Source organism: Streptomyces griseoluteus (genome assembly GCF_004784465.1).
GTDB classification, from domain to species: Bacteria; Actinomycetota; Actinomycetes; order Streptomycetales; family Streptomycetaceae; genus Streptomyces; species Streptomyces griseoluteus.
In genome coordinates, this window is the sequence record NZ_SRRU01000005.1 from 237,051 (window position 1) to 253,998 (window position 16,948).

Below are 16,948 nucleotides of genomic sequence, written 5' to 3' on the forward strand. Positions count from 1 at the left end.
CCGCCCGGTGACGGAGGAAGGCCCTGTGGACCCTCAACCCCTGCTGACCATCGGCGCGTTCGCCGCCCGGTCCCGGCTCTCGCCCAAGGCGCTTCGCCTGTACGCCCGCCTGGGCCTGCTCACCCCGGCCGAGGTGGACGAGGCCAGCGGCTACCGGTACTACCGGGCCGATCAGGTGGAGCGGGCCCGGCTGGTCGCCCTGCTGCGGCAGTTGGACATGCCGCTGGCCCGGATCGCCGAGGTGGTCGGCGCCGGGGGCACTGCGGCGGCTGGGCTGCTGGACGCCTACTGGGCGGACGTGGAGGCCCGGATCGCCGGGCAGCGCGCTCTCGCCGCCTACCTCCGTGGACGGCTGTCGGGAAGGACTTCCGAGATGGACGAGATGTTCGCGGTGGACGTGGTGGAGGTACCCGGGCAGGTGGTGCTCACCGAGTCCCGGCACACGCTGGCCGACGAGCTGCCCACCTGGATCGGCGCCTCGCTGGACCGGCTGGAAGCGGCCGCGCGGGACTGCGGAGGCGTGGCCGGGGCGCCGTACGTCGTCTACCACTCCGAGGTGTCGATGGAGAGCGACGGTCCCGCCGAGTCCTGCGTACCGGTGGCCGACGAGGCGGCGGCGCGGGCGTGGGCCGAGCGGCACGGCGCGCCGCGGGCCGTCCGGGTGCGAGTGGAGCCCGCGGGGCGGCTGGCGCGGACCCGGATCACCAAGGCGCAGGTGGCGCATCCGCAGATCCTGGCCGCTTTCGAGGCGGTGGAGCGGTGGGCCGCCGCCGAGGGGCTGACGGTGACCGGCCCCTGCCGCGAGGTGTACTTCGCCGACTGGGCGGCCGCCGGTCCCGGTGATCCGGTGTGCGACGTGTCGCTGCCCGTTCGCTGACGTGACGAAGCCCCCTCGGCAAGGACGGCGGGCCGGCCGAGAGGGCTTCGGGGTGGTGCGTGTGCTGTTGGTGAAGCATCGGTCAGGTGCTTCTACGCGTGGGGACCGGGGTCGGTCCGTTACGCCTTGACCGAGGCCACGAAGGCGTTCCACGCCGTGGCCGGGAAGGCCAGGACGGGCCCCGTGATGTCCTTGGAGTCGCGTACGGCGAGTTCGGCGGCGGTCGGCGACTTGACCTCGACGCAGGCGCCGTTGCCCGCGGAATAGGAGGACTTCATCCACGTCTCCGTCGCGCCCTGAATCAGTGCCATGTCCACTCCTGTTGCGAGTTGCGGTGGTGCGGTTCGCGCCAACCCATGCGAGCGATTGGCGTGATCGACGCTACCGGTCAACCCCCCTGCCCGCAGGGGCCGTTCACTCAAGCGGGTGGCATATTCCAAGCGAGCCGTCATGAGGGTGGGGCGACGGTGTACGATCCCTCGCCCCCCGTACCGCAGCCCCCGCGGGAACCCGGCCGGAGCCCTACTGGGCGAACCTCTTGGCCGCGTCCTGGATGAACTGCTGGGACCGCTCCACGGGGAGCGCCTGGGCCCGCAGGTGCTCGTACATCACGGCGTACTTCTGCACGTCCGGCGCCTTCTCCAGGTACAGGTCGCTGGTGACGCCCTCCAGGTAGACCACGCTGGAGTCGGCCGCGTCGGCGAACTCCAGGATGGCGTACTGGCCGTTGAGCCCCGGATGCGCGCCGACCTCGAAGGGGAGCACCTGCACGGTGACGTGCGGGAGGCTGGACAGCTCGATCAGGTGCTCTAGCTGCTCGCGCATGATGAGCTTGCTGCCGACCACCCGGTGCAGCGCGGCCTCGTCCAGCACCACCCACAGGCGCAGCGGGTTGCTGTCGTCGGTGACCCGCTCCTGCCTGCGCATGCGGACCTTGACGCGCTTCTCGATCTCGGCCGTGGAGGTCTCCGGCAGCGCGCCGCGCACCAGCGCCTCCGCGTACGCACGGGTCTGCAACAGGCCGGTGACCAGCTGGGGTTCGTACACCCGGAGCGACTGCACGTCGGTCTCCAGACCGATGTACACGCTGTACGGGATGTCGCCGAAGGTGTGCCACCAGCCCTGCTGGCGGGAGTCGCGGGCCATCTCCATCAGCGAGTCGACCACCCTCTGGTCCTGGACCTCGTAGACCCCGCACAGATCGCGGACATCGCGCTGGCTGATACTGCGGCGGCCGTTCTCCAGCCTGCTGATCTTCGACTGCGACACCAGCAGGCGGTCGGCGACCTCTTCGGCCGTCATGCCCTTGAGCTCACGGAGCTTGCGCAGCTCCTGGCCCAGCCGGCGCCGCCTGACAGTGGGATTCACATTGGACGCCACGGGATGCGCACCTCCGGCTGGCTGCCTGTATCTGACACTTTGTGTATCTGCTGTTGAGCAGACTGCCACCAAGGCGGTTTCCACCGCTGGGAAACGTCGGATATGCGGCGCCTGCCCGACAGTTCGGGGTACGCGCCGCCCGGCGGACTGGTATGGGGTGAAGCGGCGGAGCGGGGCGGGGGGACTTACGTCGGTCCACCCGTCCCGCTCTTCAAGTCGCCTACGGCCGACGGGGGTTGCCCTCGGCCAGGCCGTTCAGTGTGCCGCCGCGCGGGCCATCGTGCCGTGGTGCGGCTGCATCGGGACCCCGCGCGCGGGTTCCCCGGTCGCCCTGGCTCCCGGTCCGGCGGGCCGGCCGGCCGGAGCCTGGCCGCGCCTCGGCTGGGCGCCCACGCCGTTCTGCACGTCCATCACGGCGTGCGCCACCAGGCCGCCCATCGGGTCGTGCCGGATCAGGTCCCTGAGCCGGGATCGGGACGAGCGTCCCTCGTTCCCCGGGTACAGGTGCTTGCCCAGGCCGACCGCATGGGCCAGCGCGGCGAGCGCGGCGGTCCGTGGGTCCGGTGGCACGCCGGTGCGGATCGCGGAGTCGAGCCTTCCGCGGATCTCCCGGCTGATGGTGGTGTCCGTCGCCTGGTACCGCGTGGTCGGCAGCACGCCGCACATCTGGCCCGGTACGGCGGCCACCATGCCGCACCTTTCCAGGTGCGACAGATAGGTCTGGCGCAGGCCCAGCCGGGGCCCGCCTATCCAATGGACCGCCCGTACCGGAGCGCCGCGCCTTCGCAGCAGCTCCAACGCGCAGTCCAGAGTCGGATCTCCTGTCGGCCGTGGCACCACCACGGCGATACGATCCCCGTCTGGGGCTATCCGTCCGGCCAGCGCCAGCTCCACTAGCTGCGCACCGGCCAGACCGAGGTCGAGCGACTGCGGCTGCGCAGTGGTACCCGTGGCCGGGTCCAGTGCGAGCATCAGAAGCTCTTCCGGAAGTGTTCTGCGGCTCCTGCCCATCCATGCCTCCCCGCGTGGATGAATGACAGGGTGACGCCTCTCACATTCATCTGTCGAGAGCGCCTGCCTGGTTCGTGGGGGAACCGGCAGGTATGTCGTTCTCGTCTGCCACTACGGGCGAACCCCCACACAGGACACTGGTACATCGTTCGGACAGGCGCGCGAGGGCGCGTGCGGCGCATCAAGGAGGCATCGGTGGCGGGCGAGTCCCCCGACAGGTCGAAGCAGCACGAAGACTCCGTCGGTTCAGCGGGTTCCGTGGAGGACGAGGAACTCCGCGAGGCGGTCTCGGCGTGGGTACGGCCTCCCTCCGGGGGTTCGGCGAAGGGCAAGTCGGCTGTTTCCGGGGCGGGTTCGGCTGGCGCGGAGAAGGTTTCCGGCCAGTCGGGGAAGGGTGCCGCGGAGGAAGGTTCCGGCACCTCCGAGAGCACCGGGAGCGGTGCCGCAGCCGTACCTGACGACACGTTCGAGGACTCCCGCGAAGCCGGCTCCGCCGAGGGGGCGGAGAAGGACGACGCCGAGGACGGCACCGGGGTTTCCTCCTCCGAGGACGCCGAGGAGACCGCCTCCGGCTCCGCCGACGACTCCGGTAAGGGCACTGGCACTTCGGCTGCCGTGGACTCCGGGACGGATGCCTCCGCACCCGCCGCCAAGGGTGACTCGGAGTCCGCCCCCGAGGACGCGGATAAGGCTCCCGCCGAAGGCTCCCCCGTCCCGGCTGCCAAGGCCGCCAAGGCCGCCAAGGACGACACCGAGGACGCCCCGGCCGCCAAGACCGACGACGCCCCCAAGAGCGGCTCCGGGGCCGCCCCCGAGGGCGCGGGCAGGGCTCCCGCCGAAGGCTCCGCCGTCCCGGCTGCCGAGGCCGCCAAGGACGACACCGAGGACACCCCGGCCACCGAGACCGACGACGCCCCCAAGAGCGACTCCGGGGCCGCCCCCGAGGGCGCGGGCAAGGCTCCCGCCGAAGGCTCCCCCCTCCCGGCTTCCAAGGACGCCAAGGACGACACCGAGGACACCCCGGCCACCGAGACCGACGACGCCCCCAAGAGCGACTCCGGGGCCGCCCCCGAGGGCGCGGGCAAGGCTCCCGCCGAAGGCTCCCCCCTCCCGGCTTCCAAGGACGCTGAGGACGACACCCAGGACGCCCCGGCCGCCAAGACCGACGACTCCCCCAAGGGCGACTCCGGGGCCGCCGTCCTGGACGCCGAAGACACCCCCGCCAAGGACGACGACAGCACCTCCAGCACCGCCTCCAAGGACACCGGCAAGGCGGTCGCTGCGGGCGCCGCCGTCGCCGCCGCGAAGCACGACGCCGAGTCGGCCGACGAGGACGCCGCCGGGAAGGGCACCGGCACCCCGGCCTCCGAGGGCACCCCCGGCTCCGCCGAGGACGACAGGGGCAAGGGCGACGCCACGCCCGCCGCCGAGCCCAAGGGCACTCCCCTCCCCGCCCCCCGGGGCGATGCCAAGCCCGCCGCCAAGGCGCCCGGCAAGCCCGTGGACACCCCCACCACCGCGCTCAAGTCCCCTGTTGCCAGGAAGCCGCAGGTGGATCAGCCGACCACCATGCTCAAGGTCGGGGGGAAGGCGAAGCCCGCTCCCGCGGAGCAAGAGGCCGAGCGGACCAGCAAGTTCGTGGCGTTGAAGCCCGACCTCAAGGGGCCGTCGGCACGCGTCGAGGAGACGCGGGCCGTGCCGCAGGTCGGGCCGGAGCGGACGACGCAGCAGCCGTTGCCCCCGAAGCCGCCGCTGGACCTGCTGGCGGAGCTGACGAACACGCCGCCCCCGCCGGAGACCCCCGTACGCACGCTGGTGCGGCGGGTGAAGATCTGGACGCCGCTGGTGATCCTGCTGGTGGTGATCCTGGGCGTCGTCCAGGCGATGCGCGCCCTGCCGCAGCCCACGCTCGCGCTGACCGCGAAGGACAGCTACACCTTCGAGGGCGGCAAGCCGGACATCCCGTGGCCTGCGGACGGCCAGGCCGCGCTGGACGTGCAGGGCATCGGCTCGTTCGGCTCCTCCGGTTCCGGCAAGCCCGTGCCGATCGCCAGCGTGGCGAAGGTGATGACCGCGTACCTGATCCTGCGCGACCACCCGCTCAAGAGCGGTGCCGAGGGCCCGAAGATCTCGATCGACAAGCCGGCCCAGGACCAGTCGAAGGCGGGCCAGGAGTCCACCGTCGACGTCACGCAGGGTGACAAGATCACCCAGCGGGAGGCGCTGGAGGGTGTGCTGATCGCGTCCGCGAACAACGTGGCGCGCCTCCTCGCCCGCTGGGACGCCGGCTCGGAGAAGGCGTTCGTGGCGAAGATGAACGCCGCCGCCAAGGGCCTCGGCATGAGCGGGACGACGTACACCGACCCCTCGGGTCTGACGAACTCCACCGTCAGCACGGCCGCGGACCAGGTGAAGCTGGCCAAGGCGGCGATGCAGCAGCCCGTGTTCCGCGAGGTCGCGGCGATGATGTCGTACACCGACTACAAGGGCACGTACCACTCCAACTGGAACCAGCTCGTCGGACACAACAACGTCGTCGGCATCAAGACCGGCACCACCACCTCCGCCCTCGGCAACCTGGTCTTCGCCGCGAAGCAGGACGTCGGCGGCGAGACCCGGATGGTCATCGGCGCGGTGCTGCGGCAGCCGCCGGGCGGCCGGGAGAACACCATCCTCAGCGCCGCGCTGGACCACAGCGACGCGCTGATCCGGGCCGCTCAGGGCGCGCTGAAGTCGGAGACGGTGCTGAAGAAGGGCACAGTCGTCGGATACGTGGACGACGGTCTGGGCGGCCATACTCCCGTCGAGGTCACCGAGGACGTGAAGGCGGCCGGCTGGGCGGGTCTGAAGGTGCGGCTGTCCTTCACCTCGGGCACGATCCCGCACACCGCGAAGGCCGGTACCGAGGTCGGCTCGCTGACCGTGGGCGACGGCTCGTCGGCCGGTGCGGTGAAGGTGCCGGTGGCGCTCCGCGCGGACCTGGCCGAACCGGGCCTCGGAGCCAAGCTGACCCGCATCGGCTGACCCCCGCGCAGGCCCCCGTGACACCCGCCGTCCGCGCTCCCGCCTCGGGAGCCGGGCGGCGGGGTGCGTGCTAGCGTCACGAAACGGGGCAGGTCACCGAGGACCGCGCCAGGCCGCGCAGGGGGCCGAGAACGGAAGACGGGACACGGGGAGTGCCTGACGTGGCGACAACCGAGCCGAAGCGCGCCGAGAACGCCGAGCCGGACCCGGCGTCCGGCCCCCGGATACCCGGCCCGCCCGCGAAGAGCACGGCGAGCACCCTGAGCGCCCTCCGCGCCCGCGCGCGCAAGCACCCCGTGCTGTCGGTGACCCTGCTCGCGGGCGTCCTGCACGTCATCTGGTTCTTCACGTTCGCCAACAGCGGCGGCGACCTCGCGGCGCAGGACGCGTGGGCGGAGTTCGTCGGCCGGCACCCCGACTCGGCGTACAACCTCGCCTGGTACGGCGGCATGCACCCGGTGTCGTACAGCGTGGTCTCGCCGTATCTGATGTCCGTGCTCGGGGTGCGGACCACGATGATGATCGCCGGCACCGGCTCGGCGGCCCTGCTGACCATGATCCTGGTGCGCAGCCGGGCGGTGCGCAATCCGCTGTGGGCCGCGCTGGCCGGGGTGTTCGCGCTGCTGGGGAACGCCGTCTCGGGCCGGGTGACCTTCGGGCTCGGCACGCTGTTCGCGCTGGGCGCGGTGGCGGCGGTGTTCTGCTGGCCGTACGAGGGCCGGTACGAGCGCTGGGCCAAGCCGATGGCCGCGGCGCCGCTGGCGGCCCTGGCGGGCATCCTGGCGCTGCTCGGCGGGGCGGTGTCCGGCTGGGTGATGTACGCGCTGGCGGCGCTGTTCGCGGCGGGCGCGGTGGCGGTGGTGTGCTGCTGGCCGTACCGGGGGCGGTACAAGCGCTGGGCGAAGGCGCTGGCGGCGGCTCCGCTGGCCGCGCTGGCCACGATGGCGTCGCCGGTGGCGGGGCTGTTCGTGGGGCTGGTCGCGGTCGCGCTGTTCCTGCAGAAGCGGCGGCCGGGCGCGTTCGCGCTGGGGCTGGCGCCGGCGGCGGTGGTGGCCGCGTCGGCGTGGCTGTTCCCGTTCTCCGGGACGCAGCCGATGACGTTCGGCTCGGTGGTCATGCCGCTGCTGTACGGGCTGCTGTGCCTGTTCCTGGTGCCCAAGGAGTGGGTCACCGTCAGGCTGACGGCGGGTGTGTACAGCCTCAGCGTGATCCTGGTGTGGCTGATCAGTTCACAGATCGGGTCGAACATCTCGCGGCTGCCGATGCTGTTCGCGGGGGTGGCCCTGGTGGCCGCGCTGCCGTTCACCGCCCCCAGGTCGCGCCGCTGGTACGTGACGGTGCTGGCGTTCGCCGGGTTCGTCGGATGGATCGGGTTCAAGTCGGTGGACGACGTGATCCACACGACCCCGGCCGCGTCCTGGGCGCGTGAGCTGGCGCCGCTGGTGCACCAGTTGCAGCGGGTGGACGCGGAGAAGGGCCGGGTGGAGGTGATCCCGGCGCGCTCGCACCGGGAGGCGTCCGCGCTGGCGCCGTACGTGAACCTGGCGCGCGGCTGGAACCGCCAGGCCGACATGGAGCGCAACCCGCTCTTCTACGACGACACGCTCAACTCGGCGAACTACCACGAGTGGCTCCAGCGGTGGGCCGTGCGGTACGTGGTGCTGCCGAGGGTGGACGACCCGGACGGGGACGGGGGCCTGCGCGAGCGGGAGCTGGTGCTGCGCGGGATGCCGTACCTGGACCGGATCTGGAGCGACTCCAACTGGCAGCTCTACCGGGTGACGGACCCGGCGCCGATGGCCGAGCCGAACGCGGTGGTGCGGCGGGCGGAGCAGGGGGAGATGACGCTGGACGTGCGGGAGCCGGGGCGGATTCTGGTCCGGGTGCCGTACTCGCCGTGGCTGAGCGTGGTGGACGAGCACGGCAAGAGCCTGGCTCCGCCGCAGGAGACCGAGGAGTCCAAGCGGCGGCCGGAGGGCTCCCCGAAGTCGTTCGTGAATGTCAACGGCTGTCTGAAGGAGACCCCGGTGGACGCGTCCGGCGACCGGTGGACGGTGCTGCTGGCGCCGAGGGCGGGGACGTACCACCTGGCGGCGCCGTACCAGCTTCCGCGCGGGACGCACTGCCCGGACGAGCTGAAGTAACCTCGCTGTTCACATCTCTGAACGGAAGTCAGAGAACCGAACGATTTTACTTCTCCTTGACTCGACGCTTCCTTGCCGCGCGTCCATGTTCAAACCCAGAGTTCACATGCCTGACTGGCTGACGCCGGTGGCCGGACCCTGGGAGGGGAGACATGAACGGTCTCGACTGGGCGGTGCTGATCGGCTACTTCGGCGTGATGGTGGCGATCGGGTTCTGGTCGCACCGGCGGGTAGGCGACGTGGGGGACTTCTTCACCGCCGGGGGCCGGATGCCGTGGTGGCTGTCCGGCATCTCGCACCACATGTCGGGCTACAGCGCGGTGATGTTCACCGGGTACGCGGGGATCGCCTACACCTACGGGGTCACCTCGTACGTGACCTGGTCGTTCCCGATCGCGCTCGGCATCGCCATCGGCTCCCGGCTGTTCGCGCCGCGCATCAACCGGCTGCGGTCCCGGCTGGGGGTGTCCTCGCCGCTGGAGTACCTCAAGAACCGGTACGACCTCACCACCCAGCAGGCGCTGGCCTGGTCCGGGATGCTGCTGAAGATCGTGGACGTGGGCGCGAAGTGGGCGGCGATCGCCACCCTGCTGTCGGTGTTCACCGGGGCCTCGCTGAACCAGGGCATCCTCATCACCGGAGCGGTGACCGCCGTGTACTGCACGATCGGCGGGCTGTGGGCGGACGCGCTGACCGAACTCGGCCAGTTCGTCATCCAGCTGCTGGCCGGGGTGGCGATGTTCGTCGCGGTGGTGCTGAAGCTGGGCGACCGGGACATCGGTGTGTCCGGCGCCTTCGACGAGCCCGCGCTGCGCGGGCACGGGGAGCCGCTGGCGGGACCGTACGGGACGGTGTTCCTGCTGGCGTTCCTGTTCATCAAGCTCTTCGAGTACAACGGCGGGATGCTCAACCAGGCCCAGCGGTACATGGCGACGCGCACGCCCCGCGAGGCCGCCCGCTCCGCACGGCTCTCGGCGCTGCTGTGGCTGGTGTGGCCGGTGGTGCTGTTCTTCCCCATGTGGATGGCCCCGCTGCTGGTCCACGCCCAGAAGCCGGACGGCTCGGACGCGTACGCCCTGATGACCGAACAGCTCCTCCCCCACGGGCTGCTGGGTCTGGTCGTCGTCGGCTTCTTCTCGCACACCATGGCCATGTGCTCCTCCGACGCGAACGCCATCGCGGCGGTGTTCACGCGGGACGTGGCGCCGGTGCTGTCGCGGCGGGCACGGGGGTGGGGCGAGCGGGCCGGACTGCTGGCGGCGCGCGTGACGACGGTGGTCTTCCTCGGCCTGTCGATGGCGGTGGCGACCCAGGTCGACTCCCCCGCCTTCAAGGACATCATCACGGTGGTCATCAAGTGGGTGGCGGGCCTGATGGGCCCGATCGCCATCCCGATGATGCTGGGCCTGCTCCGCCCGTTCCGCCGCTCGGGCCCCACGGCCGCGCTGACGGCGTGGGCGGCGGGTCTGCTGGCCTTCTGGCTGGTCAACTACCCGATCGACTGGCAGGTGTCGGGCGGGGTTCCGCTCCAGTACCAGGTCTCGGTCCCGCTCGCGGTGTCCCTGGTCCTGTACGTCTGCGTCGGCTGGATCAAGCCGGAGGACACCCCGGAGCGCCTGGCGGTCATCGAGCGGGTGAACTCGGACGGCGGGGGCGCGGCAACCGTCCCGGCGCCGGGGCCCGCGGGGGACGACGTGGTGGGGGTACCGGGGAAGGACTGAGGACACCAGGCCCTCTCGCTCCGGGCGAGCCCCCTCAGGCGCGCGGGTAGCGGGCCAGCCAGCCCGGGGCCGAGCCGGCGGGGGTGTGGAGCGCGGGGCCCTGGGTCATTTCCAGGGCGAAGTCGTCGGCCAGTTCGAGGATGGTGGGGCGGCCCTCCAGGTCGGGGAGCCAGGCCGGAGGAAGGGCCGTCTCGCCGTGCAGGGCGCCCAGGAGGCCGCCGGTCAGCGTGCCCGCGGCGGCCGAGGGGCCCGGCTGGTTGACCGCCAGGCAGAGGCCGTGGCGGACGTCCTCGCCCACCAGGGCGCAGTAGACCGCGGCGGAGAGCAGGCCGTCCGCCATGCCCTCGCCCGCCAGTTCCGCCACGCGCGCCGGGCTGGGGAGGCCCTGGCGTACCGCGCCGAGGGCGCGTTGGAGGGCGGTCGTGACGGGCTCGTGGCCGGGGCGGGCGGTCAGGAGGGCGAGAGTGCTCTGGACGGCGCCGTCCAGGCTCTCGCCGCGCGCGAGGGCGTGCACGATGACCGCGTACGCGCCCGCCGAGAGGACCGCCACCGGGTGGCCGTGGGTCTGGGCGGCGCATTCCAGCGCGAGTTGGACGACGAGCTGGGGCTCCCAGCCGACCAGCAGGCCGAAGGGCGCCGAGCGGGCGACGGCCTCCGGGCCCGCCTCGCCGGGGTTCTTGGGACGCTCCAGCGTGCCCATCACGTCGTTGCCGAGGCCCAGCAGCAGGGCGCGGGTGGGGCCGCGGCGGGCGTACAGCCACTCCTCGCGGGCGAGCCAGCCGTCCTCCGCGCGGCGCTCGTCCGGGCCCCAGTCCCGCTGGGTGGCCGCCCAGCGCAGGTACGCCCGGTGCAGGTCGGTCGGCGGGTGCCAGGCGCCGGTGTCGCGGCGGACCTGGGCGCGGATCAGGCCGTCCACGGTGAAGAGGGTGAGCTGGGTGTGGTGCGAGACGGTGCCGCGTCTGCCCTGGCCGGGCGCGAGGTCGGTCAGCCCCTCGGGGCCGTGCGCGGTACGGATCGCGTCCAGGTCCAACGAGTCGACCGGTGCGCCGAGGGCGTCACCGATCGCGGCGCCCAGCAGAGTGCCCCGTACGCGGCCCCGGAAGTCCTGCTGTTCCGCACGGCCCCAGACGGCGCCGCTCGTCGCACCCACCCAGACCTCCTCGCGCCACCGTCCGCCCGCACGCCGGTCAGCACTGTAATGGACCCGGAACGGTCCGATCGGCGCCCCGATCGGTCTCCGCCGAACCCATACCGGCCAGGAACGGACGCTTCAGCTCCGCCCACACGGTCTTGGCCCCCGCGGGTGCCTCGACCACGCCCCACTGGTGCGCGTACGCGGCGACGATGCGCAATCCCCGGCCTCCCTCGGCCAGTTCGGCCGACTCCTCCGGCGGCCTCGGGCTCCGCTCACCCCGCGCATCGGTCACCTCGACACGGAGCGTGCCGTCGTCCCTCCGCAGCAGCTCCAACCGGAAGTCCCGCCCGCCGACCCGGCCGTGCAGCACCGCGTTGGCCGCCAGCTCGGCCACGACCTGCGTCGCCTCCTCGAACGGCATGCCCCACTCGTCCAGTTGCCGCTCCGCGAGAAGCCGGGCGAGCCGGGCACCTCTCCGCGTCGCGGACAACTGGATACGCAGCCGTGATTTCTCGTTCATGTCACCCAGAGTGGCCGCCTGTCCCTACGCTGAACAGTCACGACCACGGTACGCAGGGTGACTGTACGGGTGGGCGAGACAGCGGTACGGCTGGTACGAGCGAGAGGGGCGCCGGTGGAGGACGAGGAGGCCGAGGCCGTACTCCGGGCGGTGGGCCGCCAGATCAAGGCGTGGCGGGAAGCGGCGGGTATGACCCAGGTGGAGCTGGGCTCCGCCATCGGGTACGGCGAGGAAATGGTGTCCTCCGTGGAACGGGGTCGCCGCGTCCCCAAGCCGGACTTCCTGGACCGCACGGACGAGGTCGTGGGCGCGGGCGGCAAGGTGTCCGCGATGCAGGCGGACGTGGAGCGGGCGCGGTATCCGAAGAAGGTCCGGGACCTCGCCAACTTGGAGAGGGACACGACGGAACTGGGTGCCTACGCCGCCCTCCACGTGCATGGGCTGCTCCAAACACCCGAGTATGCGTACGCGTTGTACGCCATGCGGCGCCCCTCCTACACGGAAGAAGAGATCGAGCGACTCGTGGCCGCGCGGATGGCACGCAAGTCCCTCTTCGACCGCATCCCGTTCACTCAGATCACTTTCGTACAAGAAGAGGCGACGCTTCTGCGGCCGATCGGCGGCAAACTGGTCCTTCGGAAGCAACTCGAACACCTCGTTGAGATGAGCAAGTTGCGGCACGTGGAGATCCAGGTGATGCCCACTGCGTGCGAGGAGCACGCGGGAATGATGGGCTCGATCCAAGTGCTGAAACTCCGGAACGGCAAGACACTTGCGCACACCGAGGGGCAGTTGTACAGCCGCGTGATCAGCGACCCGAGGGAAGCTCAGGTGATGGAGATGCGCTATGGAATGATCCGGACGCAAGCGCTCACACCCCCAGCCTCGATGGCCCTCATCAAGGAAGTGCTGAAATGCGAGACATGACCGGCCTGGAGTGGTTCAAGAGCAGCTACAGCGGCAACGACGGCCCTGAATGCGTCGAAGTCGCCCTCACCCCCGACCACATCCACATCCGCGACTCCAAGACCCAGAACGGCCCTCAACTCGCCGTCCCGGCCGCCACCTGGACGGACTTCATCCGCGCACTCTGCGGAGCATGACATGACCGCCTTGGCGTGGTTCAAGAGCAGCTACAGCAGCAACGACGGGCCGGACTGCGTCGAGGTCGCCATGGCGTGGTTCAAGAGCAGTCACAGCGGGGCCAATGAGCCCGACTGCGTCGAAGTCGCCCTGACCCCCGACCACATCCACATCCGGGACTCCAAGACCACCGACGGCGACCAACTCACCGTCTCCGCCGACACCTGGACCTCCTTCCTCAGCCACGCGGGGCACCTCGTCTGAAAGGCGTTCCCCCTCGGCGTGGGTCGGGAAGAATTCCGGTCATGACCATGACCGATTCTGCGGCCCCCGCCGACTCCGCCCGTGCCGCCCGCTCGGGGCTGAGCCTCGCCGCCACCGTGCTCACCGGCGTGCTCGCGCTGTACATCGCCCTCGTCGCCCTGGGGAACATCACGGACTTCGGGACGAACCAGCAGTACGTGCGGCACGTCCTGGCGATGGACACCACGTTCAAGGACGACCACCTGATGTGGCGGGCGATCACCAGCACCGCCCTCCAGGACACCGCCTACGTGGCGATCATCGCGTGGGAGACGGTGGCGGCAGCCGTACTCGTGTGGGGCACCTGGCTGTGGGCCCGGCGGGACCACGCCCGCGCGCGCCGCTTCTCCACGTACGGCCTGCTGATGCTGATCCTGCTCTTCGGGGCCGGCTTCATCGCCATCGGGGGCGAGTGGTTCGCCATGTGGCAGTCCAAGACCTGGAACGGCGTGGACGCGGCGACCCGCGTCTTCCTGCTCAGCGGAGTCGCCCTGATCATCAACCACCTGCCGGCCCGCGACGAGCGGTAGCCGTCCGGCTATTCGACGACCGACACCTTCGTGCCGTAGTCACCGAAGGACCACAACGCGGCTCCGTCTTCCTTGTGGAGGCGGATGCCGCCGGTCCGGGCGCCGTTCGCCGGGGGCGGGGAGGAGCCGTCGAGGGCGTTGGAGAAGCCTATGTTCACGCCGGAGACGGCCGTGAAGTACACGATGTGCTCCACCTTCACGCCGTCCGAGCCGACCGTCGCGGCCGTGCGCGCGGTGATCGAGTACCGCCCCGGTTTCGGGTCCACCGTCCCCGCCCACACCGTGAACGTCCGCGCCGCCTGACCCGTCGCGTCCACCAGCCACACCCGGTGCGCCTGGACCGAGTAGACGATCCGCCGCCCCACCCCCGACGCCTCCGGCAGCGCGGGCGGGCCGGAGGGGGTCGGGGCGGTGGACGGGGTCGCGGAGGCCGAGGCCGTGGGGCGGGCGTGGGCCGCCGGGGCCGTGGGGCGCGGGCCGTGGTCGGCCTGGACGGCGAGGGCGACGACGGCGGCGGTCGCCGCGACCGTCAGTCCGGAGACCCAGGCCCACGAGGGCAGTCGGGCAGCCACGGGTACGCATCTCCTCCGCTGTGGGACCCCCTTCTCAGATCCGGGGTCGGATCATCGTACTCAGTCCACGAGCGGCAGCAGATCCGGCAGGTGCCCGTCCGACGCGCGGGCCGCGGCCCGCCGCTCCTCCGGCACCTCGCCGTACAGCGTGGTCCTCGGCTTCGCCGGCCGCCCGGCCGCCTCCGCGACCGCCTCCAGGTCCCGCACGGACTTGTAGGAGCCGTACGACGACCCCGCCATCCGGGAGATCGTCTCCTCCATCAGCGTGCCGCCCAGGTCGTTCGCGCCGGAGCGCAGCATCTCGGCCGCGCCCTCCGTGCCGAGCTTGACCCAGCTCGTCTGGATGTTGGGAATCCAGGGGTGCAGGAGGAGCCGGGCCATGGCGGTGACCGCGCGGTTGTCCCGCATGGTCGGGCCCGGGCGCGCGATGCCCGCGAGGTAGACCGGCGCGTTGGTGTGGATGAACGGCAGCGTCACGAACTCCGTGAAACCGCCCGTCCGCTGCTGGATTCCGGCCAGCGTGCGCAGGTGGCCCAGCCAGTGCCGGGGCTGGTCGACATGGCCGTACATCATCGTGGACGAGGAGCGGATGCCCAGCTCGTGCGCGGTGGTGATGACCTCGGTCCAGGTGGCCGTGGGCAGCTTGCCCTTGGTCAGCACCCAGCGCACCTCGTCGTCCAGGATCTCCGCCGCCGTGCCCGGTACCGAGTCGAGCCCGGCCTCCCTGGCCGCCGTCAGCCACTCCCGGATGGACATCCCGGTACGGGTCGCCCCGTTGACGACCTCCATCGGCGAGAAGGCGTGCACATGCATGCCGGGCACCCGCTTCTTCACCGCCCGCGCGATGTCGAAGTAGGCGGTGCCGGGCAGGTCCGGGTGGATGCCGCCCTGCATGCAGACCTCCACCGCGCCCACGTCCCATGCCTGCTGGGCACGGTCCGCGACCTGGTCCAGGGAGAGGGTGTAGGCGTCGGCGTCGGTGCGCCGCTGGGCGAAGGCGCAGAAACGGCAGCCGGTGTAGCAGACGTTGGTGAAGTTGATGTTCCTGGTGACGATGTACGTGACGTCGTCCCCGACCACCGCCTTGCGCACGTCGTCCGCGATCCGGCACACCGCGTCCAGCGCCGGGCCGTCCGCGTGCAGCAGCGCCAGCGCCTCCGCGTCGGTCAGCTTCGTCGGGTCGTCGGCGGCCGTGCGCAGGGCCTCGCGGACGTCGGTGTCGATGCGCTCGGGCACCATGCCGGGGGCGGCGGCCTCGCGCAGCTCGGCCCAGTCGCCGTACACCTCGTCGAAGTCGTCGCGCCGGTCGGAGGTGCGGCCCTCGGTGTCGATGGAGGCGTGCAGGTCGGTGCGGCCGGTGGCGGTGAAGACCTCCTCCGGCTCCTGCCAGGGCAGGCCCTCGGGGAGTACGCCGGGCCGGGCGAGGCCGGTCTCCGGGTCGGCCAGGGCGGCGACGTGCGGGCGCAGCCGGGGGTCCAGCCAGGGTTCGCCCCTGCGGACGAACTCGGGGTACACGCACAGCCGTTCCCGCAGCTCGAAGCCGGCCGCGCGGGACCGCTCGGTCAGCTCCTCGATCTGCGGCCAGGGGCGCTCGGGGTTGACGTGGTCGATGGTGAGCGGCGAGACCCCGCCCCAGTCGTCGATGCCGGCGCCGATCAGCCGCTCGTACTCGCTGTCGACCAGGTTGGGCGGGGCCTGGAGGCAGGCGGCGGGGCCCATGATGTGCCGGGCGACGGCGACGGTGGCGATCAGCTCGTCCAGCTCGGCGTCCGGCATCCCGCGCATCGCGGTGTCCGGCTTGGCGCGGAAGTTCTGGATGATCAGCTCCTGGACGCCGTGGTAGGCGCGGGAGACCTTGCGCAGCGCGAACAGCGACTCCGCGCGCTCCTCGTAGGTCTCCCCGATGCCGATCAGCAGCCCGGAGGTGAAGGGCACGGAGGAGCGGCCGGCGTCCTCCAGCACCCGCAGCCGTACGGCGGGTTCCTTGTCCGGGGAGCCGTGGTGCGGGCCGCCGGGCTCGGACCAGAGGCGCTCGGCGGTGGTCTCCAGCATCATGCCCATGCTCGGCGCGACCGGCTTGAGCCGCTGGAAGTCGGTCCAGCTCATGACACCGGGGTTGAGGTGGGGCAGCAGGCCGGTCTCCTCCAGGATGCGGATGGAGATGGCGCGGACGTAGGCGATCGTGTCGTCGTAGCCGTGCGCGTCGAGCCACTCGCGCGCCTCGGGCCAGCGGTCCTCGGGCTTGTCGCCGAGGGTGATGAGCGCTTCCTTGCAGCCGAGCGCGGCACCCTTGCGGGCGATGTCCAGCACCTCGTCCGGCGACATGAACATCCCGTGGCCGGCGCGGCGCAGCTTGCCGGGGACGGTGACGAAGGTGCAGTAGTGGCACTTGTCGCGGCACAGCCGGGTCAGCGGAATGAAGACGCTTTTCGAGTACGTGATGACTCCGGGCCGCCCCGCCGCGTCGAGTCCCGCGTCCCGTACCCGTGCGGCGGCGGCGGTGAGGTCCCCGAGGGCCTCGCCGCGGGCCTGGAGCAGCACCGCCGCCTCGGAGACGTCGAGGGCGACGCCGTCACGGGCACGTTTGAGGGCGCGACGCATGGAGTTCTCGGTGGGGCCGGTTCCGGGGGTCGCGGAAGTCGTCATTC

The 16,948-nt window shown here is 71.6% G+C and carries 15 protein-coding genes; 8 read left to right on the top strand and 7 right to left on the bottom strand.

The genetic code is table 11. The annotated features are described in order from the left end of the window. Window positions 1–25 precede the first annotated feature (25 nt). Window positions 26–877 (top strand): MerR family transcriptional regulator, encoded by an 852-nt coding sequence (locus E5082_RS15780; RefSeq protein WP_425276872.1) that lies wholly within the window; start codon window positions 26–28, stop codon window positions 875–877. A 119-nt stretch (window positions 878–996) separates the two neighbouring features. Here the strand turns inward: E5082_RS15780 and E5082_RS15785 are convergent, their stop codons facing one another. From E5082_RS15785 to E5082_RS15795, 3 genes are all read right to left on the bottom strand, one after another. Beyond that, a complete protein-coding gene (locus E5082_RS15785; protein ID WP_086694630.1) occupies window positions 997–1,188 on the bottom strand; it encodes a DUF397 domain-containing protein in 192 nt (63 codons plus the stop codon). Window positions 1,189–1,399: 211 nt separating this feature from the next. Continuing rightward, complete coding sequence (locus E5082_RS15790; protein WP_135791881.1) at window positions 1,400–2,257, bottom strand: helix-turn-helix domain-containing protein; 858 nt, start codon at window positions 2,255–2,257, stop codon at window positions 1,400–1,402. Between the two features lie 255 nt (window positions 2,258–2,512). Continuing rightward, complete coding sequence (locus E5082_RS15795) at window positions 2,513–3,268, bottom strand: GOLPH3/VPS74 family protein (protein ID WP_135791882.1); 756 nt, start codon at window positions 3,266–3,268, stop codon at window positions 2,513–2,515. 195 nt (window positions 3,269–3,463) lie between these two features. Between E5082_RS15795 and E5082_RS15800 the strand changes: the two genes are divergently transcribed. The 3 genes from E5082_RS15800 (at window position 3,464) to E5082_RS15810 (ending at window position 10,157) form a co-directional block, all read left to right on the top strand. Next, window positions 3,464–6,292, top strand: coding sequence for a D-alanyl-D-alanine carboxypeptidase (locus tag E5082_RS15800; protein WP_229918937.1), 2,829 nt, complete (start codon window positions 3,464–3,466; stop codon window positions 6,290–6,292). A 260-nt stretch (window positions 6,293–6,552) separates the two neighbouring features. Further along, window positions 6,553–8,436, top strand: a complete 1,884-nt coding sequence (locus E5082_RS15805; protein ID WP_373310076.1) for an MFS transporter — start codon at window positions 6,553–6,555, stop codon at window positions 8,434–8,436. 152 nt (window positions 8,437–8,588) lie between these two features. After that, window positions 8,589–10,157, top strand: coding sequence for a sodium:solute symporter family protein (locus tag E5082_RS15810; RefSeq protein ID WP_135791884.1), 1,569 nt, complete (start codon window positions 8,589–8,591; stop codon window positions 10,155–10,157). A 34-nt stretch (window positions 10,158–10,191) separates the two neighbouring features. Here E5082_RS15810 and E5082_RS15815 read toward each other — a convergent pair whose 3' ends face one another. Together E5082_RS15815 and E5082_RS15820 are read right to left on the bottom strand one after the other, a co-directional pair. Beyond that, a complete protein-coding gene (locus tag E5082_RS15815; protein WP_135791885.1) occupies window positions 10,192–11,307 on the bottom strand; it encodes an ADP-ribosylglycohydrolase family protein in 1,116 nt (371 codons plus the stop codon). A gap of 37 nt (window positions 11,308–11,344) precedes the next feature. After that, window positions 11,345–11,812, bottom strand: coding sequence for an ATP-binding protein (locus E5082_RS15820; RefSeq protein WP_135791886.1), 468 nt, complete (start codon window positions 11,810–11,812; stop codon window positions 11,345–11,347). A 114-nt stretch (window positions 11,813–11,926) separates the two neighbouring features. Between E5082_RS15820 and E5082_RS15825 the strand changes: the two genes are divergently transcribed. The 4 genes from E5082_RS15825 to E5082_RS15840 are packed head-to-tail and all read left to right on the top strand — an operon-like array spanning window position 11,927 to window position 13,728. Beyond that, window positions 11,927–12,739 carry a helix-turn-helix domain-containing protein gene (locus tag E5082_RS15825; RefSeq protein ID WP_135791887.1) on the top strand — a complete coding sequence of 271 codons (813 nt, stop codon included), beginning with the start codon at window positions 11,927–11,929 and terminating at the stop codon, window positions 12,737–12,739. Further along, window positions 12,727–12,915 carry a DUF397 domain-containing protein gene (locus tag E5082_RS15830; protein ID WP_135791888.1) on the top strand — a complete coding sequence of 63 codons (189 nt, stop codon included), beginning with the start codon at window positions 12,727–12,729 and terminating at the stop codon, window positions 12,913–12,915. Before E5082_RS15825 ends, E5082_RS15830 begins: the two co-directional genes overlap by 13 nt. 1 nt (window position 12,916) lies before the next feature. Beyond that, the gene (locus tag E5082_RS15835) at window positions 12,917–13,159 is read left to right on the top strand and encodes a DUF397 domain-containing protein (protein WP_135791889.1); all 243 of its coding nucleotides are present in this window, start codon (window positions 12,917–12,919) and stop codon (window positions 13,157–13,159) included. Window positions 13,160–13,200: 41 nt separating this feature from the next. Beyond that, the gene (locus tag E5082_RS15840) at window positions 13,201–13,728 is read left to right on the top strand and encodes a DUF2165 domain-containing protein (RefSeq protein ID WP_373310070.1); all 528 of its coding nucleotides are present in this window, start codon (window positions 13,201–13,203) and stop codon (window positions 13,726–13,728) included. 8 nt (window positions 13,729–13,736) lie between these two features. Here the strand turns inward: E5082_RS15840 and E5082_RS15845 are convergent, their stop codons facing one another. Then, window positions 13,737–14,300 (bottom strand): hypothetical protein, encoded by a 564-nt coding sequence (locus tag E5082_RS15845; RefSeq protein WP_135791890.1) that lies wholly within the window; start codon window positions 14,298–14,300, stop codon window positions 13,737–13,739. Window positions 14,301–14,360: 60 nt separating this feature from the next. Further along, window positions 14,361–16,946, bottom strand: coding sequence for a bifunctional FO biosynthesis protein CofGH (locus E5082_RS15850; RefSeq protein ID WP_135791891.1), 2,586 nt, complete (start codon window positions 16,944–16,946; stop codon window positions 14,361–14,363). Between the last annotated feature and the right edge of the window lie 2 nt (window positions 16,947–16,948).